This is a genomic window from Rhodococcus sp. IEGM 1305 (assembly GCF_030058635.1).
GTDB lineage: Bacteria > Actinomycetota > Actinomycetes > Mycobacteriales > Mycobacteriaceae > Rhodococcus_F > Rhodococcus_F opacus_D.
Genome location: NZ_JASHKX010000003.1, coordinates 268,655 through 289,435 on the forward strand (window position 1 = coordinate 268,655; position 20,781 = coordinate 289,435).

Here is a 20,781-nt window from a genome sequence, read left to right on the forward strand (position 1 = left end):
ATCGCTGCGCAACACCCACAAATACTCCTGGATCTCACTAGCCGTGTGCTGGCTGATCTGGATCCTCAATGCGTACGACCGCGAGATCATTCTCCGCCTGGGACCCACGATCTCCGAGCAGTTCGACCTCAGCCCGGAAGCATGGGGCGTGATCGCCTCGCTGATCATGCTCTCTCTCGCCGTCTTGGCGATTCCCGGATCGACGCTGAGTGACAAGTACGGCGGCGGCTGGAGACGTGCCCGGTTCCAAGTACCTCTCGTCATTGGATACACGGCCCTGTCGTTCGTCTCCGGGTTCAAGGCGGCGAGCTCGCACCTCATCGCCTTCATCATCCTGCGGGTCGGCGTCAATCTCGGTGCAGGCTGGGGTGAGCCGGTGGGTATCAGCAACACCGCCGAATGGTGGCCGAAAGAACGCCGAGGCTTTGCTCTCGGCGTGCACCACACCGGATACCCGATCGGGTCGCTTCTCAGCGGCCTCTCCGCCGCCGCTGTGCTGGCCATGTTCGGTCCCGCGAATTGGTCGTACACGCTGTTTCTGGGCCTGATGATCGCAGTACCAGTGATGATTTTCTGGGGTCGGTACTCCACCGCAGACAAGATCGACACTCTCTACGAGCACATTTCCGCGCAGGGATTGACCCCGCCGGACCGCGACCAGGTTCAGGTACGCGCAAACGGCGAACGGGGACCTACCGCAGCGTGCTTCCGGAACCGGAACATCAACTTGACGGCACTCACCACAATGCTGACCCAGATCGTCTACATGGGCGTCAACGTTGTCCTCCCGGCGTATCTGTACAACGTCGTCGGACTGTCACTAGCCGAATCAGCCGGACTCAGTGTCGTATTCGCCCTCACCGGCATTCTTGGGCAGGTGCTGTGGCCGACCCTGTCCGATGTCATCGGCCGGCGTACCACCATCGTGGTGTGCGGTATGTGGATGGCTGTCAGCGTGGCCTGCTTCTACCTCGCCACATCCTCGCTCTTGGTTGTCCTCATCCAGTTGGCGTTTGGTCTGGTCGCTAACGCTGTGTGGCCGATCTACTACGCAGCCGCCTCTGATGCCGCACCAGAAGGCGCCGTGTCCACCGCAAACGGCATCATCACCACGGCAATGTTCGTCGGCGGAGGTATTGCACCGCTCTTCATGGGCAAACTGATCTCTCTCAGCGGTGGATGGGGTGAGCGTGGGGGGTACATCGTCTGCTTCTTCGTCATGTCTGGCTGCGCCCTGTTCGGGGTGCTGCTCCAGCTCTTCACCGAAAGGCCGAAACATGATTCGGCGCAGCATGATGAGAGTGCATCACAAGAATCGGTGGCCCAGTGACCGGGATTCGCTTGTGCGCTGGCGACTTTCGAGATTCCCGCGCCAGCTGGTTGAGCGGACCAGGGGAGATGGTGCGGCGCAGTTGCTCGGCACAGGGCCGGAAAGTTGACAAGAGATCCGTTCTCGGCGCCGCGGGTGTTACCAGCTCTCCTCAACGCCGCCGTGGGGCAAGAATCCTGGTCGCAAACCGCTCGCCCCAGGATGAGGACGTGAGCGACGAACTGCAGCAATTCTCGTGCGTGACTCCCATGCCCGCCTACGTACGGGACCGCCTCCAGGCGTGGGAGGGCACAGACTTCCGGATCCTGACCACCGCCGTCGACCAGGCTCTCGATGAGCTCAACAGTCTCGAACAATCGCCGTGGGATCCGAACTGATTCCCGCCGTGCACTTTTGTGGTGTGGGTGAACGCCCGCCGGAACTTGTCTGCGGCGGGCGTTCACGGTGGGGTCAGTTCAGGGTGGCGGTGTCGATGACGAACCGGTATCGGACGTCCGAGGCGAGGACCCGCTCGTATGCCTCGTTGACTCGGTCGGCGGGGATCACCTCGACTTCGGATCCGATGCCGTGGGTGGCGCAGAAGTCGAGCATCTCCTGGGTGAGCGTGATGCCGCCGATCATCGATCCGGCGAAGTTGCGGCGGCCGCCGATCAGTGACATCACGTTCAGGCTGAGCGGTTCGGCTGGGGCGCCGACGTTGACCAGGGTGCCGTCGACGGCGAGCAGGCCGAGGTAGGCGTTGGGGTCGATGCTGGCGCTGACCGTGTTGATGATGAGGTCGAATCGGCCGGCGAGCTGCTCGAAGGTGTTGGGGTCGGAGGTGGCGTAGTAGGCGTCGGCGCCGAGGCGCAGTCCGTCCTCCTGCTTCTTCAGAGTTTGGGAGAGCACGGTGACCTCGGCGCCGAGGGCGTGGGCGATCTTGACGGCCATGTGCCCGAGCCCGCCGAGGCCGACGATGGCGACCTTCTTGCCGGGACCGGCACCCCAGCGGCGCAGCGGGGCGTACGTAGTGATGCCGGCGCACAGAAGCGGAGCTGCGGCGGCCGGGTCCAGGCTCTCCGGTACGGAAAGGACGTAATCGGCGTCGACGACGACATGAGTGGAGTAGCCGCCCTGGGTGGTGGTGCCGTCGCGGTCGACGCCGGCGTAGGTGGGGACCATGCCGTTGGCGCAGTACTGCTCGTCGCCACTCTGGCAGTTGGTGCAGTGACCGCAGGAGTTGACCAGACAGCCGACGCCGACGCGGTCCCCGACGTTGTGGCGGGTGACGTCGGCGCCGACCTCGGTGACGATGCCGACGATCTCGTGGCCGGGCACCACCGGGAAGGGCTGCGGGCCCCAGTCGCCGTTGACGGTGTGGATGTCGGAGTGGCAGATGCCGGCGTACTGGATTTCGATGAGGACGTCGTCAGGGCCGACGTCGCGGCGCTCGATGGTGGTGGGGACCAGCGGCTGGCCCGCGGCGGGGGCGGCGTACGCGTTGACACGCATGGCAGATCTTCCTTCTTCTCTGGGGGTCACAGTGGTGGTGAGCAGGGCAGGGCTGAGTAACCGGTGGCGCAGCAGTCGAGGGGCGCACCGGGCGAATTGGGTGGGGTTATCGCTTCTTGGTGTGGTGGAGTTCGTCGGCCAGTGCGCTCGCCTCGGCACCGAGGAGCGCGGCATGGTGCTCGTCGCCCGCGTCGATCGCGTGCCAGTAGTCGATTTTGAGGTCGACGTAGCGTTGACGAAGGGCGATCTGTTGGGCCTCGCGTGCAAGTTGCTGCCGGCGTTCGGTCAGCAACGCGACTTGTGCGGGGGCGGCCTCGGCCCCGAGTTGCCCGTTGGCGACGTACTCCTTCATATCGTTCACCGACATCCCGGTCGCTGCCAGGCATGCGACGGCCAACAGCTGGCCCAGGTCGTTCTCGTCGTAGACCCGGTGTTTACTGCTTTCCCCGCGGCTGATCGGCGCGATCACCCCGACCGACTCGTAGTAGCGCAGTGTGCTGGCCGGAAGTCCGGTCAGGGCGGCCGCGTCCTTGATCGTGTAGTCGCGTGGGGTGGTTTGTGCACTCACACCATCGACGCTAGGAACTTCAAGTACTTGAAGTCAAAGGTCGGATGAGTCACACCCGTCTTCCCCGACCTCGGCAGATCAGCGCGCTCGTTGCCAGGTACACGATCAGTTCGCTGGCGACCGGCCACCTTGCACGACGCCTACACCGGCACATACGGCATCGAACCGCTCCGACTGTGAAGGTGCAGCCAAGACTGCTGAGGGGTGGACAGCGCGGGAGCTGAGCTGAACCAGACCCGGGTCTGACCGGTTCTCTTCTGAGTCCGACCTCGTCATTGTCGAATTCTCGCGCACTACGAGCCACTTGTTCACAAGATGCCCACCGGTGACCCCGCTTTGCCGGTGACGGATCAACTACCGCGACTCACCCTTCTGCTCCGGCGGCACGGCCAGCGACACGCACGGTACTGGCGGGATCGGGCGTGTGGACCGATCGATTACGCGTCAGGACGGCATTTTGAGGATGGGCTTCGACCCTCAGATGCCAGTAGGGGACACGCACTCAACGAAAGGCCGCGAGAGGTTCACGGGGACCGTCACGCACCAGGGGCGTTCCCGCGTCTTCCAGCCGCGACAGCAACCTGTCGTCCCGAACGATCTTTCGAAACCCTGGGCTGACCGCAGCTTTGCGGCAAGAACATGTCGAGATCCCGGCACCGGCTCCGTCCCAGCATCGAATCGGCAAGACAACACAAGACAACAACCGGAGGATGGATCCCATGGCACACGTACAACGTTTCGACCACATCGGCATCACCGTCGCGGACCTCGACTCGGCAACGGCGTTCTTCGTCGGACTGGGCCTCGAGTTAGAGGGCACCGGATCCGTCGAGGGCGAGTTCGTGGAGACCGTCTGCGGTATCCCCGGCGCGCACTGTGAGATCGCGATGCTGCGGCCGCCCGACGGAGGGTCCCGGCTGGAGCTCGCGGCCTTCGTCACGCCCGACCACGAACCCGGATCGCCCACGGCGATGGCCAACGAGCTCGGGCTGCGCAACGTGTCCTTCGAGGTCGGCGACCTCCAGGCGGCCGTTGACGCGGTGGCTGCGGACGGGTACGGGCTCATCGGCGGCATCGGCGAGTACGAGAACAGTGTGCGGATGGCCTACGTGCGTGGGCCCGAAGGGATCATCGTGTCCCTTTTCGAGCAGATCGGCTGACGCGCGTGAGCGTGCCACGTGTGGCTGTTCGAGCACCGTACGGGCGAAATCAGGAGCGGGTCGTGGGTTTGATCGAGGTCGAACGCCAAGAGGTGGGAGGTGAACGAGATGAGCTCGGACGTGACTGACGACCAGATTCAAGCCCTGGCCGCGACCGCCAAGCCCTTTAGTCTGGTTCAGCTTCGTTGGAGCTCGGACCGATATCAGGACGGAGCCGGGGCGATTGAACTTGAACACCAACGTCGCATGGTGTCGTTACGCGCCGAAGGTGTGATCGCGATCCTCTGTCCCGTCATCTCTGACACCTTTGCCGGCGTGGCGATCATGACTGAGCCCCTTGAACGGGCGCGGCAGATCATGGCCGCCGACCCGTGTGTGCAGGCCGGAATCATGACCTGCGAGGTCCTCCCGTGCCTCGGCTTCCCGGGCGACACGCTGCCTGAGTAGCCGCACTCTCCGTCACGCAGGCAGCGGGACGGTCCTAGCTAGCCTTTCACGCGCGCTCCACGATCGCGGTTGTCGTGGTAGCCAGAGGTGTTTACGCCGACGCATTACAACCCCGATACGGAGGATCTACCCCTCATCGCAAAGTGGCCAGAGATCGGCCTCGGACCTGTCACTACGCCGGTTCCGATCGTCGGAGACATAAGTCGATACTGCATCATCGTCACGAACGTTTACCTGCCAATCTTCTACTCGGCCGGCCGGTGACGGAGTGATCCCGGTGAAGGATCGTGTCCGCTCACCGACGCACCACCCGGGACAGGTAGCGGGCATGAAGGCGGTGACGTTGACCGATCAACAGCCGGTTGAGAGGGTGAAGAATGGCTTCGAAAGAATCGCGACGACCCCCGTTGCATCCGTTGGCGACCCCATCATGGAACCTGAAACTCTGTGGCGAGGAAGACAACGCTGCTGGTGCACCTCCCCACTTCGTAAGCGCATGTCACGCCGTGGGGCGTGACACCCGCTGCTACGAGGAGCTGAGCTGGCTCGGTGAGATGAGCTGGCTTGTAGTCGACGAGACCAAAGTCTTTGGGGGCTGGTCAATTGGGCTCGAGACCGGACACGGAGGAAGCCATGGTTTCGGAACCCCGGTCGACGTCGATCTCGCCACGATCACCGCACGAGTTGCCGAAGCGGCGCAGGACTGGTTTACGGGGTGTGAACACATATTTTGGCCCGTTGCGAGCCGTAACCCGCTTCGATTGCCGAAGCCAGAGGTCCGGAACGGGTGCGGCGTCTGGGTTAGCCCCGGCGATGGCACGGTCATGTGCAGTATCGGAGACCTCTGCGAATAATCTGGACGGCCGAATCCGCTGCGTTGCTATGTGTTCCGGAGACGGATCTGCTTTCGACGGAAGGACTTGTGATGATCGGTGACCGATGGGGCGTGACCGATGACGAGGTTGCCCGTCGTTACCCGTGCGACGAGCTGGTCCCAGTGCCCGTGCTGCAGGCTTGGCGAGGCGTCACCGTGCACAGCACGCCCGACGGCCTGTGGCCGTGGGTGGCGCAGATCCGATTGGCGCCGTACTCCTACGACTGGATCGACAATTTCGGGCGCCGATCGCCACGGCAGCTGCGCGCATTGCCGGAACCCGCAGCTGGTCAGCACTTCACCGCCTCGGGGAATCGTCCCCTCGGGCGCATCCTCTCGGTCTCCACGGCGGAACAGCTCACCGGCGGGATCATGGGTGCGGTGATGTCGTACGTGCTCGTTCCGAACGGCGACTCGACGCGCCTGCTGCTGAAGGTCGTCATGGCGAAGGGCCGCTGGCTCGCGCCACTGATCTCCGTCGGCGACCTCGTCATGGCCCGCCGTCAACTGCTCAATCTCAAGCGGCTGGCCGAGCAGAACAGAGCCCCGTTGGCCTGACGGGGAACTGAAGCACTGTCACCGGCAGGGATCGGTCACCGGACGCAGTCGACCGTGGCTTCCGCTCCTATTCTGGATGTTGCCCTGGTCCCCGCTTGGCGGGTGCAGGAAGCCGAGCAAGTCGTCATCACGGGAGCGGCGATGTTCGATCCAATCAGCATCCGCAGCACGAGTGGTCGCGCCGGCCCTCAGGACAGCAGAACCCGCCGGTGGGGTCAGGCCGGGGCGAGGTGCGGGCTCTCGCGCAGTGTGTCGGGCGGTGACCGGCGAGCGGCGCCGGGGGAAATGCCGACGGCGCGCTTGAAGGCGCGGCTGAATGCCGCTTCGGACGCGTAGCCCAGGCGGGCGGCGAGCACCGCGACGGGGACGTCGTCGGTCCGCAGCCAGTCCAGTGCCACCTGCATCCGCCACCGGGTCACGTACGCCATCACCGGCTCGCCCACCAGTTCGGTGAATCGGGCCGCGAAGGCTGACCGGGACATGGCCGTCTCCCGCGCCAGCGAGGCCACCGACCAGGGCTGGGCCGGATCGCGGTGCACGAGCGACATGGTCCGGCCGATGCGGGGATCCTGCAGGGCTCCCAACCAGCCGGTCTGCCCCGCCGGGTCGTCGGCGATCCACGAGCGGATGGCCTGGATCACCAGGATGTCCGACAGCCGGGTGAGCACTTCCTCGCCGCCCGGCCGCAGCTGCCGCCTCTCGGCGACGATGAGCCGGAGCGTGTTTCGCATCCAGTCAGCCTCGGGCGACGCCGACCCGGGCGATCCCTCGATGACGATCGTGCGGGGCAGCAGCGCCACCAGGTTGCGGGCTGCCGGGTGCCCGAAGCGGACGGTGCCGCACACGATGCTCGTGGGTGCCCCGCCGCCGCCGTGCCGCAAGATCGCATAACGATCGCTGGCGTAGTCGTATGCCATCCCGTCGACCCGCGGGGCCGGAACCCCGGGCTCGCTGAGCAGCAGGTGCCCCTGGCCGTGCGGCACTGCCGGGGATCGTCGCCGTCCACCTCGAGCCGACAGCGTCCGGCGTTGACGACATGGAATCACATCGACTCGGGCTCGGGCGGCAGGTCCAGCCCCCATGGAGCGGTCAGCTCGGACCTGCAGTAGAAGGTGCCCGCCATGCGCAGGGCGTGCAGCGCCTCGCCCAGCGGATCGGGTGTGGTCCAGGGATCCACTCCTCGCATGGGCCCAGTCTGGCGCCCCGCACGTGCGCGCGTCCACGGACTCTGGACGAACGGGCATGAGTGAGCGACGGGCGAGCATTGTTCCACCGGCTCTGGTCCCGCAGAGTGGACGGCAGGTACATCACCCAATCACGACCGGGATCCGCCATGACCGAGATTGCACACAACGAACTGCCCACACCGGTGCTCTGGTGCTCGGCGTCGCGCTGCCGGCGATGGCCCTCGTCGCCGGGGTGGCCTACTCATTCTCGGTTGCGGTCATGCCCAACCAAGGTGCGCAACGTAATTCGAATGCTCCCTGCGCCCGAAGCCGGGCGAACCTCGTACACCACCACGTCCCTGCACCCGACTAGCTCGGAACCGCCGCGACTGAGACGTCGTCCGGACCTCGCCGGTGTCACTAGCCGAAGCCGGGACCAGTTCCCAATCCGACACGATGGGCAAGTGAGGCCGGTGACGGCGCTCGGCGACACTGTGACCGTGACCGGCGACATGCACGTCGCTGATTCGATCGTCGGCGTTGACGGCCAACGTGCCCTACACGTACGCGGCGAGGATCCAGTAGCCATCCAGGCTTGTATTCACCGCTGGTGCCTGCCCGCTCGATGAGGCCGGCGCCACGATAGCGGTCGTGAGCGCCCCTTTGGCGACCACGACGTGCCTTGCGCACTGCTCGGCGTTGCTGTATTCGGCTACCCGGACCAGCTTGTCGAAGTCGAAGCGATTGCCGCGCTTCAAGAGCGGAGCTTCATCGAGCTCGTTCCGCGTGGCGGAGGGCCGCGGCCGGTTCGGTGCCTGACGGCCACCATCCGGCGGGGGCCCCGTCCGGGCGCGCCAGGAGTGCCCCGCCGCGGGGGATGCCCATTCCGCGGGCGGTGATGGTGTCGAGGTCGTGGACGACGAGCGGAGGCCCGGGAACGGAGCGAGCTGCGCGCTGCCAGGTCGCGCTCGGGTCGGTGGTGAACAACGTCAGCCCGGGTCCGAGTAGATCGAGGGTGGACACAGTGTGGGCTCGGGAGCGCAACCAGACGTGCGGGATTCGGCCGCCGAGGTCCGCGGGCAGTTCGTGTGCGGCGAGTCGAGCCCCGCCGCGCGGGTCGGCCGATCGGGCCACGTTGTGTGCGGCCACCGGTCGACGTTCGGCCTCGTAGGTGTCCAGTAGCTGCGGTCCGCTCCAGCCGAGGAGCACCCAGGCGAGTTTCCACCCGAGGTCGTAGGCACTCTGGATGGCGGTGTTCATGCCGGTGCCCCCGCGTGGCGTGATCTGGTGCGCGGCGTCGCCGACGAGGAACGCGGCGCCCTCCCGCCAGCGGTCCGCGAGCTGCGCGGCGAAGGTGAACGTCCCGATGCGTTCGATTTTCGGCGCCAGGTCGGCTAGTCCGCTGCCGAGCCGGATGAGGCGGGCGGATTGGTCCCTCGTCGGCTTCGGCGAAGAGTACTGCGCGAGTTCGTGTTCCACGCCGTAGACCCATCGGTCACCGTGGCCGGCGGGGACGAAGACTCCCGCGGCTTCGGGGTGGGTGACGGCGTAGATGCAGTAGCGGCGGTCGCCGAGTAGTTCCCACAGTGGGGCACGGAACTCGGTCCCGATTGCCTGGGACAGACGCCCCGGCCCACGCATCACGATCCCGAGGGCATCGCGCACCGTGCTGCGCGCTCCGTCCGCCGCGACGAGGTAGCGGGCGTGGACGATTCGGGTTTCGCGGGTTTCGACGTCGCGCAGCGTCACCTGGACGTCATCGGACCGGTCCTCGAGGCCGACCACTTCGGTGCCCATCTCCACCCGCGCGGTGCCGAACGAGCGCAGATGGTCCAGCAGCACCGGCTCGAGCTGATCTTGCGGAACCGAGGCGGGAGCGGTCGGGCTGAGGACCGCGCTCTGCTCTCGGGTCGGGAAGCTGGTCAGGTGGGTGTCACCGGCAGCGTTGAGCGTGGGACCGACCCATTGCTTCCATTCGACCTCGACCCCGCCCGCGCGGACCTCCTGCTCCAGCCCCCAGGAACGCAACAGCTCCATCGTGCGGGTACTGATGGAGGCCGCCCGTGGTAGCCCCGACAGGGCGGGACGCCGCTCCACCACGATGACCTCGATCCCGTGGCGAGCCAGTGTGATTGCCGTGGTGAGACCCGCCGGGCCCGCTCCGACCACGAGTACAGGCGTGGACGCCCGGGGTGTCGGCGGACGGGTGGGTGTGGTCGGGCTGTTCATGACGTCAGCTCCTTCGTCCGAAGGCTCGTTGTCTCGACGTCAGGGGAGGGCGGCGGGCTCGTCTCGATTTCGCCGGACAATATGTCTCTCGATTAACAGTCTGAACTTCACGAGACGATGTGTCAAGTGAAAATGTTAAAGTGACGGCTGTGGCCACCAGGAAGTACGAGCAGCGCCTGCGCGCGGAGGCGGCCGAGGAAACGCGCCGCAGCATTATCGACGCGGTCTATGACCGGCTGCGACGAGCACCGTCCACACCGGTGAGTGTCGAGCAGGTGGCCCGGACGGCGGGTGTCTCCCGCTCCACCGTCTACCTCGTCTTCGGGTCACGAGCCGGGCTGTTCGACGCCCTCACCACGGACCTGTGGTGGCACCGGGCAGGGTTCCAGGCGGTGGTGGATGCGGTGGAGCACCCGGACGCGCGGGAGCACCTGCGCGGCGGGATCGACGCCGGTGTCCGGGTGTTCGCGGCCCACCGCGACGTCTTCCGGGCACTGTTCTCGATGGCCCAACTCGACGCGGATGCCGTCGGCGGGGCCATCGCGCGGATCGAGGAGAACCGGGCCGGCGGGATGGCGCACCTCGCCCAGCGACTGGCCGAACAGGAGGTTCTGCGGCCGGAGGTGACCGTCGACGAGGCTGCAGACCTGCTCTGGCTATTGGCGAGCTTCGACAGCTTCGACCAGCTGTACACCGGGCGGAATCTCCCCGTCGACGACGTCTCCCGCACCCTGATCGCCGCCGCCGAACGCAGCCTCTGCCGGTGAGTGGTCGGCCTCCTACCGCACGGTCACGCCGGGTCGGTGTTTCTGCGGGGCTGGCGGCGCCGGTGGAACCGTGCACGCTGGAGATCCAGGAGGATCGCGCCCTCGGCATCTACTCGCCGGTGTCGACGGGTGATTCCGGCCCGGACGGCAGTCGTATGTCGGTGCAGTTCGCAGTAATTGGTAATTGATTCGCAATAGTGTCATCGGCACGTCGCGCAGTGGTGTCACGATCGGGGATGTCAGCGCTCGTGGAGGAAACGGGCGGAGTGTTTCGTCGGGTGGTCAGCTGGGAGCGAACAGGGGCATAGGTGGTCGTGTGCCGGCGCTGTAGTGGGTATGGGCGAACTGGAGAAGTTGGACGGCTACTCGAGGACGGTGATCTCGGTTGCCGATACGGTGTTGCCGAGTGTGGCAAGCCTGGTTGTGCGGACGTCACGGGGGAGCGGTTCGGGCAGCGCGAGTGTGATCACCGATGACCGGCTGTTGCTGACGAGTGCGCACGTGGTGGCGGGAGCGAGCGGGGCCGAGGCGGCATTCACCGACGGAACTGTTGTCCGCACCGACGTGGTGGGGCGCGATCCGTTGTCCGATCTCGCTGTGCTGCGTGCTCGGGGTGATGTGCCGGCTCCGGTGGAATTGGGTGACGCCGCGTCGCTGCGGGTGGGGCAGTTGGTCGTCGCGTTGGGGAACCCGCTGGGTCTGGCGGGCAGTGTGACGGCGGGCATCGTGTCCGGGTTGGGCCGCTCGTTGCCGGTGGAGTCGGGGCGGGTGATCGATGAGGTGATCCAGACCGACGCGGCGCTGAATCCGGGGAACAGCGGTGGCGCGTTGGCCGACAGTGCGGGCCGGCTGGTCGGGGTGAACACCGCTGTGGCCGGAATGGGGGTGGGTCTGGCGGTGCCGATCAACTCGACGACGAGGCAGATCATCGCCGCGTTGGTATCGGCGGGGCGGGTGCGGAGGGCCTGGTTGGGGATCGCGGGCATGCAGGTTCCGCTGCCTCCGAAGCTGCAGGGGCGGATCGGGTCGAAGACCGGTTTGCAGGTTGCCGGTGTCTCCCCGCGCAGCCCGGCCGCCGAGGCGGGGCTGCGGCGCGGAGACATCATGGTCGAACTCGACGGCAAGCCGATCGTGACGACGACCGCCGTCCAGCGGTTGATGGTCGAGGATGCGATCGACCGGCAGATCGAGATCACGGTGTGGCGCAACGGTGCGCTGGTGGACGTGTTCGCACGTCCTCGTGAGCTCGCGGCCTGACGACCACACGGCGACGTGGGATCCGATCGACGGTCACCGATTCATCTCGTGCCGGATCGCGTCCTGGACTTTCCCGTGAGCCACCGCGATACCGCCCGCGATATCGGTCAGTGTTCTCCGATGCTGGAGGCGCAACGGGTCGTTCATTACGCCGTCGTGCAGGTGTTGCCGATAGGGGAAGGCCGGGCGCGATTCGGTCTTCACGAGGTGCCGGTTGAACGTCCCAGTGAGCTGCGACAGCTCGTTGAGTCGTCGGTAAACGTCATCGCTGGCGACGACCCGCGCCTGGCTGAGCAGGGAATCGAACTCGTCGCCGCCGATCTCGTCCGCGTCATTCGGGTGCGATGCAGCCGAAGTCGTTGCGGTTGCGGCGAGGCGGGCCGTCGCTCGCAGCAGGTCGGCGTAGATCGCGAGCCGCAGTTTCACGAGTTGGTCTCGGCGCGCAGTCTTGCTGCGCATGCGTTCGGTTATCCACGGTGAGAGGGCCGTGCCCACGATTCCGGCCACGCCCATCCACATGATCGCATTCACGATCAGTCTCCCGTCTCTTCTTGCATTCGTGCCGGAGACCTGCGGTCACATCCCGCAGCCTCCGCGTTACTCATTCCCGGACACTCTGGCGGCCGCTGTTCACGGCCGGTCCTGGTTCGTCGTTGTCGCCGAAGATCGTCTTGGCCTCGAGGTATTCCATCAGGCCGAACTTGCCGAACTCCCGGCCGTTGCCTGACTGTTTGTAGCCGCCGAACGGCGCATCGAAGGCCAGCGGAGCACCATTGAGGTGAACCATTCCCGTCCGCAGCTGTCGGGCCACATTCCGCGCCCGCTCCGGATCGCTCGACGAGACCATCCCGGACAGCCCATACGCGGTGTCGTTCGCGATGCGGATTGCGTCGGCCTCGTCCTCGTAGCCGATGAGCATCATGACCGGGCCGAAGATCTCCTCGCGCGCGATGGTCATATCGTTCGTCACGTCCGCAAAGACGGTGGGCCGGACGAAGTAGCCGGTGGACAGTCCTGCCGGGCGACCGACTCCACCAGCGACGAGTGTGCCGCCCTCTTCGATGCCGGTCTGGATCAGGCGCTGCACCTTGTCGAACTGTGTCTGTGACACCAGCGGTCCCACGGTCGTCCCCTCGGCCTCGGGTTGTCCGACCACGATCGACGCGGTGGCGGCTTTCGCGATCGCGATCGCATCGTTCATGCGGTCGGACGGAACCAGAATGCGCGAGGCAGCATTGCAGGACTGGCCCGAATTGACCACCACACCCAGCACGTCTCGGGTGATGACCTTTTCGAAGTCCGCGTCGTCCAGCACAATGTTCGCCGACTTGCCGCCGAGCTCCTGTGCAACGCGTTTGACCGTTGTCGCAGCGTTCCGAGCGACCTCGACGCCGGCACGCGTCGATCCGGTGAACGAGACCATGTCGATGTCGGGGTGCATCGAGAGTGCGGCTCCGACGGTAGGTCCGTCACCGTGGACAAGGTTGAAAACTCCGGCAGGGACTCCTGCTTCATGAAGTATCTCCGCGAAGATGATCGCATTGAGGGGCGCGATCTCGGACGGCTTCAACACCATCGTGCAGCCTGCGGCCAGCGCGGGCGCAACCTTCGCGGCGATCTGATTGACGGGCCAGTTCCAGGGTGTGATGAACGCACACACGCCGACCGGCTCATGCACCACCGTCGTCGTGCCGATCCTCTCCTCGAATTCGACCGCGCGCAGCGCATCGACGGCCGCTGTGAGATGCACCAGGCCGGACGGTGCCTGAGCGGTCGTGGCCAATGAAGTGGGTGCCCCCACTTCCTGGGTGATCGTCGACGCCAGGTCCGCCATCCGTCGCCCGTAGACCTCGATTATCCGATCCAGTAACGCAATCCGGTCGGCACGTGTCGTCGACCCGTAACCGTCGAACGCTCTGCGGGCGGCCATGACGGCGCGGTCGACGTCCTTCTCGTCGCCCAGCGCGATGGTGGCGACGATCTCTTCTGTCGCAGGGTTGACGACGTCGAGCGTGTCGGTGCCGATCGGGTCGGTCCATTCGCCGTCGATGTAAAACCTCTGGGTGTTCTCCATGGTGCTCCTCTGGTCGGCTGCTGCAGAAGGTGGGAAGGGTTGGGTATCGGATTCGGCGGGTGGCCTTCGGGTTTGCGATGGCGTCCTGTGTTGCACCGCTCTCGCATCCCGGGTCCTGACTGGTTTGCGTCGGAACGTTTCCGGCGCCTGATAACAATGACTCGCCGCAGCTCAGCCGTCTGTCCGCCGGCCGGGCCCAGTGGAGGATGAATGCGTTGTCCCCCAACCGGAGGACAACGGCGATTTCGGGTCGAGCGTTAGGAATACGAGGTGGTCGATCCATCCCCGCTGCTCGGCGGACGATGTTCCCCGAGAACGGAATTACGGTGTCGAGCTGCTGGTTCCAGCGCCGAACGTGTCAGCTTCGTTCGGACGAATGACCGGTTGGGTCCGACGTCACGATGCGGGATATCGACGATCAGACCGTGAAGCGGAGCCCTGTGCGGCGGATGGCGCGGCGTTACCTCGACGCACTGACCGACGAGGACCGCGCGGGACGTCGGAGTGCGGCCGCCGCCATGGTGAGCGCCACAGCATCCTCGGCGAGCGCGGCCTGCCAGTCCGGCATCCGCCGGCCGGCCCACTGCCGCCACCACGCGCCGCCGTAGGAGCCGGCGAGGGCACCGACGGTTCCGATGATCAGGGCCGACGCCGTGTCGGCCCGGTCGCGGTGGGCCAGCGCCGCGGCGCCTCCGCCGCCTGCGATGAGGCGTCCGGTGAGCGCGGGCTGGGAGAGGCGCGACGGTACGTTCGGGTTCTTGTCGGCCACCAGTTCGCCGCCGACGAGCGCCGTCGCGCCAACGACGCGGGCCCGGTGCGCCGAGCCCGGGGCACCCGACAGCAGTGCCGCCGCGATGCCCGTGGAACTGCGGAGACCGCTGGCCACGCCGATCACGGCCGACCGGGCAGTGCTCGACCGTTCCGCCGCCCGGCCCCTCCGGTGCCCCGTCGCCTCGTCCTGTTGCCGCAGGACTGTGGTGACGGTGGCGCTGTAGACGAGATGCGGCACGAGGTCGCTGAGCCAGTCCTGGGCGGTCCACTGCCGCGGGTCGCTGATGCCGCGCAGGGCGATCGGGATGTCGGTGGCTGCCATCGCGGCGAGACCGATCCCGATCGTTCCGGCGGCCGGGGTCAGGTGGGCGCCGGCGCGGCGGACGAGGGACGCGGCCACGCCGAGTCCTGTGCCGACGGCTATCCCACCGAGCGCACCGAACGCCGACCGCCGCGCCGCGAGCGTGTCACCGCGTCCCGGTATCGCGACGCCCAGAGCGGTCGCAACGGACTCGACCGTCTTCTCCGGAACGGTGCTTGCGGGGCGGCCGCGGATCGCCATGTCCAGGTAAGTGACGGCGTCGAGCATCGTGGTGCCTGCGGCACCTGCAACGATGCCGGTCGTGACAGCGTTCATCGAACTGCCTCTCTCGCGTGATTCGACGACGGGGTCGCCCTTCCCGGGAGCATCCCCCGGCGGCGTACCGGGCAAACGTGGACGGGTGTTGGGCGCGAGGCACGGCGGTATGCGGGCAGGAGTGAGCAGGACGCGATTGCGGGCGACGGTGACTGGTTCGGTGGCCGGGAACGTTGGCCAGGATCGTGCCGGCAATGGGGAGTCCGCGAGCGTGGCGACGCCGGATATCTTGTGGCGCAGCCAAGCGCAGCCCCCGCCAACGATCGGTGTCAGCTGGCAGGGGCGCTACACGGACAAACCGCGCGTAGTAACGAGCGGCGCATTAGTGATCTTCGTGAGCCGGGGCGCGGAAGTCCAGGGAGTGTGATCCACGCCATTGCACAAATTTCTTCACTCAGTATTACCGACCAGTAAGTGTATTTTTCGGGGTCGCACAAGGCGCGTGCGTGAATTGATCGGCACCGCCGAGTTCCAATCGGCCGGAGTCGAGGCGGGGATGAAATTTTCAAATCCATCAGTTGGGAGTTCAACATATCTGTCCGCCGATCCTGCTGTGCCGCAGAATGTCCGGCCGTCGCTCGGAGCTGTTCTGCGGAATCGAGGCACGCGGCGAGTTGCTCGCGGACCATTCGGTGCCTGCGCAGCGTAATGCTCGGTATGCAAAGAACAGGCACTGCGGTGTGACGTAGAACACGGCACATTCTCTCGGGAAGCATGGTGATCGGGAATGAGGTGTGGTTACACCCCTGCGTGGGACCCAAAAGCGGGTATGGGTGTAGGTGATTCGGCCGTTGTGCAGGTGTCGACGTCGGACGATTGTGTGTAGTGCACCGTCATCGACGTGGCGGTCGGGAATCTCTGCACGTGAAGGAAGAGTCGTAATGGCACGGATCAGCAAGAAACTGGGAGTCGATTTACTGGATGCGTTGCGTGTCAGTGTCGTTGGCACTGTGGTGTGTGCCGGACTGGTCATGGGTGTGATCGTCCTGGCGATGTGGAAGTTCCCGATACCGGGCGTGTAGACGCCCGTGGCTTATGGACCTTCGCCGGCCCGCGGTAGGCCGGAGTGCAACACCCGGCGGCAGTTCGGCGATATAGCTGACGGGGGATTGGTTGTGCTCGTGGGTCCGGTGATCGATACCGGCACCCGTGACGGGCGTCGTGTGGAGTGGAAGGAATGAGAATGCTCGGGACGGGTACGGGTGCGATGGTTGGCCTACTGGTGGTTGCGCTGCTGGTGGTCCCCGTCTCGTTCGCTGTGGCGGCACGGGCGGATGCAAAGGCCCGCCGCCTCTCGGAGGCGCAGCCGTCCGACGCGGACCTGGGGCGAGCGGTCGCGGTCGCGGAAGTGGCTGGTCGGTGCGATCAGTGGCGGCAGCTCGCAACGCGCGCGTGGCTGATCTGCGGCGGCGCCTCGCTGGTTGCAGTCGTGGTCGTGGGTGTACTCGTCTGTATCGGGTAAGGGCGGCGCGGACCGGACTGCGCGATTCCGGTTCGGGGCTGTCCAGCTTCCGTGTCTCCGGAACCTCTCGACTGCCGTGACATGCGCGTCCCGGGATCGTCCGGGAGTGCGGTGGGCCCTCTGTGAGCCGAAGCGGCCCGGTCGGAGTGTTCTCCGCTCCGGCCGGGCCTCGCCGGGACGTGCAACAGGACGCCACCGCGCTCTGCATCGGACGACTGGGTCCGCGCCGGTGTGCCTGGTGGTTTGCCTGGCTGCCAATGCCTTCTCGGGCGTCGGAGATGGCATCGGCGACCGGTACTCGGTCTGTACTGGCGTGAGGAAATGCTAGATCGGCCGGCCGGTCGCATCGCGGGGATGTGATCCACGCCACACAGTTTTCCGTGTCGACCGAACTGGGCCGGTGACGATGAGGCACCGGCCCCAACTCGCGCCCGAGGACTTCTCCGATTCACACTGTTTGCCAAGTGAAGCCGTCGGGGTCAGTGAAGGGTTCGGCGTCGCCGCTGATGACGATCCGGTGGGCGCCGGTGCCGTCGGGGGAGACGCCGGCGTCCTTCGCGAGGGCGCGGCGCCCGTAGAGCGCGAGCTTGACGTTCGGGCCGGTGGCGAACTCGACGTACTTGCGACCGAAGCTTCTTGTCACTTCCAGCCCGTGGTCGAGGTAGAACTGCTTGCTGGCTTTGACGTCTTCGACGCCGAGCAGCAGGACGAGGTCCTCGATGTGCCGGGTCGCCGGCCCCGTGTTCTTCTTCGACGATGTCGCGACCTTCCAGAGCGCTCCGTCGGGACCCTGCAGGACACCGCCGTACCCCCACAGGCTCTTCTTGACTGGTTTGATTGTGGTGCCGCCATTTTCGAGGGCAGCCCCGACGTAGGCGTCGACGATGTTCGGCTGGGACACGACGAGCGAGAGGGTGTAACCGCGGAAGCCGGTGGTCGGTGCGTCCGTGTCGCGGGCACTGATGTGTTCATCGAGGCCGAGGGCCGCGTGGAAGGCTTTCGCGGTGGTGGGGTCGGGGGTTTCGAGGGCGAGGGATTCGATGTTCATGCGAGTGACGTTAATGTCGCCCGCGGGCAGTCGCTTCTCGATTCCTGATCAGTCTGCTCCATGGTTGCTTGCGGGTGCGTGCGCGACTCCGTCTTCCTGGCGCAGGCGAAGTGACGGCCGTAGTGGAAGTGGAGTACTTGTGGACCGTCTCGAACTCGGCAGGTCCCACAGGCTCGGCATGCGAAGGCAGTCAGGCGACGCGGGAAACGGAAAATGTAACGCATCCGCGTGTGAATCAGATCACATGTGTGCGTGGTTGCTGAAACTGCGCGACCGCTCACGGCGGCGCCCCAATAGAAGCGACGAAGGCAGAATTCTCATGGCGACACCCTCGACTCCGACGATTTCCGTGTCCACACCTCGCACGCTGAGGCGGCCCAGCGCGATGAGCACCGCCGAAATCAAGGCGAGAATCGAAGCCATGTACGCCGACGATCGCCGGCCCGACACTCCGACTGCTCGCTGACACACTTCCGGTGGAGCACGGTCTCGGCGGCTATGAACTGCTGCCGAATGGTCCGGGCGGCGTCGCGACGGGGTAGGCCGCGACGTCCATGATCACCGAGCCCTCGCACGGGCCACTGTCGATGTCGGTACGCCAGGAACCGGTCAGCGTTCCGTCTGGTTGCGGTGTGTAGACGCAACCGAGTGCGCAGGTGCCCACACCTTCGGCACCCCCTCGCCCTGGTAGCAGTCCCACTCCCAGTCGTAGGTGTGGACCCAGCTGGTCCCGTCCCAGGTGTACTGCGGCGGTAGCGGCAGTGTCGGGTTGGCTGGTGTGGGCCCTTCTGTCACGGTGGCCACGCAGGTGTCGTCCGCGCAACTGGTCTCGAATGTGTACGTATCGGCGAAGTCGGGCTCCCACTGCCGCGCGGCCAAGCTCGTACCGTCCTTCGTCGCGGCGAAGCGCTTCACCGAGTACTCGCCCGACCAGGACGGCTGCGTCGGTGCCGCCCCCGCGGGCATGGCCGCGAAGACTGTCCCGGACGCAATCAACGCGACAACCAGCAGTGATTTGCGCATGACGAGATTGAATCACAGGTATCGGCGGTGTCCGGGGTGATAGACGGCTCGGGTCTGTCGTATGTGAATGCAAGGATGGGTGCATGAGTTCTTGTGGATGGCGACGCCCGCTTCGGCGGGCGAGGGATGCGGTGCTCCAATCGCCGCCCCGGTCCGTCCTCAATCGGGGGTAGCGGGCCGGGGCGCATGAGCGCTGAAAGGCACCGCCTTGTCCCGTACCGATGCACATTCTCCTGTCTGGGTTCGTCTTCGCCGTGGCGAACTTGCCGTTGAACCGTGGCACGCCGACTGCCATGACGTCTGCGACCTCCCTGAGCGGATTCAGGGAGGTCGGGCCTGGTTGCTCGCAACGAAGTGCTTCTGGGCTTTCGCGTACACGGGCACCGGGATTTGCTCGTGCACGCTGTGCCACGACGGTGAGGGCCATGCTCGTGATCTGCGTCGCGAGCGTCGCCGTACCGCTCGCAACCTCGCGGAGGGGTATCGCCGGTGGGATGCCGGTGACGCTACGGCTTTCGACGACATCGTTGTCCCGCATCGCAGACGGGATTGGTGGAAGTGATCACTAGCGCAGTCGTGTTCGGTGCTGGTGCCGGCGCGGGCCTGGACGCGGCCCGGACGGGTGTTAGTCGTTGGCGCACGGCTGTTTCGCGTTCGTGATCGGCTCGAGCGCGCCCGTATACAGGACTGTGCGGCGGCCCGGCGCAGTCGTTGCGGGCGGCGAGGGCGACAAAGCGGTGGGCTCGATCCCGAGGATCTGTCGAACAGGGCGCGGATCGCTCGACCGTTTTCCAATACAGTCGAATTCGCCTGCAGGTGGACGCCATTCGGGGTGGTAGCGAGGAGGAGATCCTTGTGGATGGGAGATCCGCGCCCCTCATCCGTGCAACTCGCTGCGAGAGTACAAGATCGAGCACGTCGCACACCGCGGACCGTCCACAGCCACAGGACACCGAGACCCTCTACCAGTCGGTCGGGAGGCCAAGGTGGTACTGACGATCCCTGGGTAGTCGTAGGCAACAAGCCTAACGTGGGGCTATGGAACTTGGACTGCACATCGCCGACTTCACCTTTCCGGACGGACCGTCGACCCTCGCGCACGACTTGTCTCGCATTGCCGTCACCGCCGAGGACGTGGGTTTCGCCAAGATCAGCGTCATGGATCATCTCTGGCAGATCGAACCGGTAGGACCGATCGACACCGAGATGCTCGAGGCCTACACCACTCTCGGCTACCTCGCTGCCGTCACGAAGAAGGTGGACTTGCTGGCCTGGGTCACCGCGACTGTCTACCGCGAGCCAGGCCTTCTCGCCAAGGCTGTGACCACGCTCGACGTCCTGTCCAAGGGTCGGGCATACCTGGGAATCGGCGCCGCCTGGAACGAGGACGAGAGTGTGGGACTCGGGCTCCACTTCCCGCCCACGGCCGAACGCTTCGAACGACTGGAGGAAACTCTGCAGATCTGCCTGCAGATGTGGAGCGAGAACGACGGACCGTTCGAGGGAGCGCACTACCAGCTCGGCCGCACGCTGAATGTGCCGCAGCCGCTGCGGCGCCCACACCCGCCGATCTTGATCGGCGGCGGGGGTGAGAAGAAGACGCTTCGGCTGGTCGCGCAGTACGCACAGGCCTGCAACCTGTTCGGTGGACCCGAGGTCGCGCACAAGCTGGAGGTGTTGAAGAGCCACTGCGACGCTCTCGGAACCGACTATGACGCCATCGAGAAGACCGTGATGTTCCCACTCGACCCGGGTGCGGGCGGACAGAACGTGGACACACTGTTGGGTCAGCTCGAGGACTTGTCGAAGCTGGGAGTCACCCACGTTCACGGATGGGTGCCGGACGTCGCGTCGATCACGCCCCTCGAGATCTTGGGCGAGCGCGTGGTTCCGGTGATCGCGGACTGGTGATCCCTCCG

The 20,781-nt window shown here is 65.8% G+C and carries 21 protein-coding genes and 1 pseudogene; 10 read left to right on the plus strand and 12 right to left on the minus strand.

The window, feature by feature from the left end; genetic code table 11:
• Window positions 1-43: 43 nt before the first annotated feature.
• Both QM693_RS07850 and QM693_RS07855 read left to right on the plus strand, forming a co-directional pair.
• The gene (locus tag QM693_RS07850) at window positions 44-1,330 is read left to right on the plus strand and encodes an MFS transporter (protein ID WP_283351925.1); all 1,287 of its coding nucleotides are present in this window, start codon (window positions 44-46) and stop codon (window positions 1,328-1,330) included.
• Between the two features lie 209 nt (window positions 1,331-1,539).
• Window positions 1,540-1,707: a hypothetical protein gene (locus QM693_RS07855; protein ID WP_283352186.1), complete on the plus strand. Its 168-nt coding sequence runs from the start codon at window positions 1,540-1,542 to the stop codon at window positions 1,705-1,707.
• 73 nt (window positions 1,708-1,780) lie between these two features.
• Here QM693_RS07855 and QM693_RS07860 read toward each other — a convergent pair whose 3' ends face one another.
• Entirely contained in the window at window positions 1,781-2,821 is a 1,041-nt protein-coding gene (locus QM693_RS07860) for an NAD(P)-dependent alcohol dehydrogenase (protein ID WP_283351926.1), read from the minus strand.
• Window positions 2,822-2,927: 106 nt separating this feature from the next.
• A complete protein-coding gene (locus QM693_RS07865; protein WP_283351927.1) occupies window positions 2,928-3,389 on the minus strand; it encodes a MerR family transcriptional regulator in 462 nt (153 codons plus the stop codon).
• A 719-nt stretch (window positions 3,390-4,108) separates the two neighbouring features.
• Between QM693_RS07865 and QM693_RS07870 the strand changes: the two genes are divergently transcribed.
• The 3 genes from QM693_RS07870 (at window position 4,109) to QM693_RS07880 (ending at window position 6,428) form a co-directional block, all read left to right on the plus strand.
• Complete coding sequence (locus QM693_RS07870; RefSeq protein ID WP_283334969.1) at window positions 4,109-4,549, plus strand: VOC family protein; 441 nt, start codon at window positions 4,109-4,111, stop codon at window positions 4,547-4,549.
• A gap of 108 nt (window positions 4,550-4,657) precedes the next feature.
• Window positions 4,658-4,996, plus strand: a complete 339-nt coding sequence (locus QM693_RS07875) for a YciI family protein (protein WP_283334968.1) — start codon at window positions 4,658-4,660, stop codon at window positions 4,994-4,996.
• A 925-nt stretch (window positions 4,997-5,921) separates the two neighbouring features.
• Window positions 5,922-6,428, plus strand: a complete 507-nt coding sequence (locus QM693_RS07880) for a polyketide cyclase (RefSeq protein ID WP_283336754.1) — start codon at window positions 5,922-5,924, stop codon at window positions 6,426-6,428.
• A gap of 215 nt (window positions 6,429-6,643) precedes the next feature.
• Here the strand turns inward: QM693_RS07880 and QM693_RS07885 are convergent, their stop codons facing one another.
• The 4 genes from QM693_RS07885 to QM693_RS07900 all read right to left on the minus strand — a co-directional run bounded on the left by QM693_RS07885 (window position 6,644) and on the right by QM693_RS07900 (window position 9,823).
• On the minus strand, window positions 6,644-7,411 hold the full coding sequence (locus QM693_RS07885; protein ID WP_283351928.1) for an AraC family transcriptional regulator: 768 nt from the start codon (window positions 7,409-7,411) through the stop codon (window positions 6,644-6,646).
• Between the two features lie 59 nt (window positions 7,412-7,470).
• Entirely contained in the window at window positions 7,471-7,614 is a 144-nt protein-coding gene (locus tag QM693_RS07890) for a cupin domain-containing protein (RefSeq protein ID WP_280780205.1), read from the minus strand.
• 537 nt (window positions 7,615-8,151) lie between these two features.
• On the minus strand, window positions 8,152-8,352 hold the full coding sequence (locus QM693_RS37605) for a hypothetical protein (RefSeq protein WP_349307468.1): 201 nt from the start codon (window positions 8,350-8,352) through the stop codon (window positions 8,152-8,154).
• Between the two features lie 10 nt (window positions 8,353-8,362).
• Entirely contained in the window at window positions 8,363-9,823 is a 1,461-nt protein-coding gene (locus QM693_RS07900) for an FAD-dependent oxidoreductase (RefSeq protein ID WP_283336756.1), read from the minus strand.
• Between the two features lie 149 nt (window positions 9,824-9,972).
• On the opposite strand from QM693_RS07900, the gene QM693_RS07905 reads away from it, so the two are divergent.
• Both QM693_RS07905 and QM693_RS07910 read left to right on the plus strand, forming a co-directional pair.
• Entirely contained in the window at window positions 9,973-10,590 is a 618-nt protein-coding gene (locus QM693_RS07905; protein WP_283336757.1) for a TetR/AcrR family transcriptional regulator, read from the plus strand.
• A 336-nt stretch (window positions 10,591-10,926) separates the two neighbouring features.
• Window positions 10,927-11,847, plus strand: a complete 921-nt coding sequence (locus tag QM693_RS07910) for a S1C family serine protease (RefSeq protein ID WP_283336758.1) — start codon at window positions 10,927-10,929, stop codon at window positions 11,845-11,847.
• 33 nt (window positions 11,848-11,880) lie between these two features.
• On the opposite strand, the gene QM693_RS07915 is transcribed toward QM693_RS07910, so the two are convergent.
• The 3 genes from QM693_RS07915 to QM693_RS07925 form a co-directional block, all read right to left on the minus strand.
• Entirely contained in the window at window positions 11,881-12,378 is a 498-nt protein-coding gene (locus tag QM693_RS07915; RefSeq protein WP_283336759.1) for a hypothetical protein, read from the minus strand.
• Window positions 12,379-12,448: 70 nt separating this feature from the next.
• A complete protein-coding gene (locus tag QM693_RS07920) occupies window positions 12,449-13,921 on the minus strand; it encodes an aldehyde dehydrogenase family protein (protein WP_283336760.1) in 1,473 nt (490 codons plus the stop codon).
• A gap of 460 nt (window positions 13,922-14,381) precedes the next feature.
• Window positions 14,382-15,329: a hypothetical protein gene (locus tag QM693_RS07925; protein ID WP_283336761.1), complete on the minus strand. Its 948-nt coding sequence runs from the start codon at window positions 15,327-15,329 to the stop codon at window positions 14,382-14,384.
• A gap of 881 nt (window positions 15,330-16,210) precedes the next feature.
• Here QM693_RS07925 and QM693_RS07930 point away from each other — a divergent pair.
• Window positions 16,211-16,351 carry a hypothetical protein gene (locus QM693_RS07930; protein WP_283336762.1) on the plus strand — a complete coding sequence of 47 codons (141 nt, stop codon included), beginning with the start codon at window positions 16,211-16,213 and terminating at the stop codon, window positions 16,349-16,351.
• Window positions 16,352-16,512: 161 nt separating this feature from the next.
• Window positions 16,513-16,791 carry a hypothetical protein gene (locus tag QM693_RS07935; RefSeq protein WP_280780212.1) on the plus strand — a complete coding sequence of 93 codons (279 nt, stop codon included), beginning with the start codon at window positions 16,513-16,515 and terminating at the stop codon, window positions 16,789-16,791.
• Window positions 16,792-17,239: 448 nt separating this feature from the next.
• Here the strand turns inward: QM693_RS07935 and QM693_RS07940 are convergent, their stop codons facing one another.
• From QM693_RS07940 to QM693_RS07950, 3 genes and pseudogenes are all read right to left on the minus strand, one after another.
• A complete protein-coding gene (locus tag QM693_RS07940) occupies window positions 17,240-17,839 on the minus strand; it encodes a VOC family protein (protein WP_283351929.1) in 600 nt (199 codons plus the stop codon).
• Window positions 17,840-18,079: 240 nt separating this feature from the next.
• On the minus strand, window positions 18,080-18,262 hold the full coding sequence (locus tag QM693_RS07945; RefSeq protein ID WP_283351930.1) for a hypothetical protein: 183 nt from the start codon (window positions 18,260-18,262) through the stop codon (window positions 18,080-18,082).
• Window positions 18,263-18,431: 169 nt separating this feature from the next.
• A pseudogene (locus QM693_RS07950) lies at window positions 18,432-18,862 on the minus strand (Rv2253 family sensor-like surface protein); the annotation flags it as partial.
• A gap of 1,038 nt (window positions 18,863-19,900) precedes the next feature.
• Here QM693_RS07950 and QM693_RS07955 point away from each other — a divergent pair.
• Window positions 19,901-20,773, plus strand: coding sequence for an LLM class F420-dependent oxidoreductase (locus QM693_RS07955; protein ID WP_283335280.1), 873 nt, complete (start codon window positions 19,901-19,903; stop codon window positions 20,771-20,773).
• Window positions 20,774-20,781: the final 8 nt, after the last annotated feature.

What these genes read in the sequence shown, in the direction of transcription:
- QM693_RS07900 (WP_283336756.1), bottom strand. Translation starts at nt 9,823, where the DNA reads ATGAACAGCCCGACCACACCCACCCGTCCGCCGACACCCCGGGCGTCC.
- QM693_RS07925 (WP_283336761.1), bottom strand. Translation starts at nt 15,329, where the DNA reads ATGAACGCTGTCACGACCGGCATCGTTGCAGGTGCCGCAGGCACCACG.
- QM693_RS07930 (WP_283336762.1), top strand. Translation starts at nt 16,211, where the DNA reads ATGGCACGGATCAGCAAGAAACTGGGAGTCGATTTACTGGATGCGTTG.
- QM693_RS07910 (WP_283336758.1), top strand. Translation starts at nt 10,927, where the DNA reads ATGGGCGAACTGGAGAAGTTGGACGGCTACTCGAGGACGGTGATCTCG.
- QM693_RS07955 (WP_283335280.1), top strand. Translation starts at nt 19,901, where the DNA reads ATGGAACTTGGACTGCACATCGCCGACTTCACCTTTCCGGACGGACCG.
- QM693_RS07890 (WP_280780205.1), bottom strand. Translation starts at nt 7,614, where the DNA reads ATGCGAGGAGTGGATCCCTGGACCACACCCGATCCGCTGGGCGAGGCG.
- QM693_RS07920 (WP_283336760.1), bottom strand. Translation starts at nt 13,921, where the DNA reads ATGGAGAACACCCAGAGGTTTTACATCGACGGCGAATGGACCGACCCG.
- QM693_RS07880 (WP_283336754.1), top strand. Translation starts at nt 5,922, where the DNA reads ATGATCGGTGACCGATGGGGCGTGACCGATGACGAGGTTGCCCGTCGT.
- QM693_RS07870 (WP_283334969.1), top strand. Translation starts at nt 4,109, where the DNA reads ATGGCACACGTACAACGTTTCGACCACATCGGCATCACCGTCGCGGAC.
- QM693_RS07940 (WP_283351929.1), bottom strand. Translation starts at nt 17,839, where the DNA reads ATGAACATCGAATCCCTCGCCCTCGAAACCCCCGACCCCACCACCGCG.
- QM693_RS07945 (WP_283351930.1), bottom strand. Translation starts at nt 18,262, where the DNA reads ATGGCTTCGATTCTCGCCTTGATTTCGGCGGTGCTCATCGCGCTGGGC.
- QM693_RS07875 (WP_283334968.1), top strand. Translation starts at nt 4,658, where the DNA reads ATGAGCTCGGACGTGACTGACGACCAGATTCAAGCCCTGGCCGCGACC.
- QM693_RS07935 (WP_280780212.1), top strand. Translation starts at nt 16,513, where the DNA reads ATGCTCGGGACGGGTACGGGTGCGATGGTTGGCCTACTGGTGGTTGCG.
- QM693_RS07860 (WP_283351926.1), bottom strand. Translation starts at nt 2,821, where the DNA reads ATGCGTGTCAACGCGTACGCCGCCCCCGCCGCGGGCCAGCCGCTGGTC.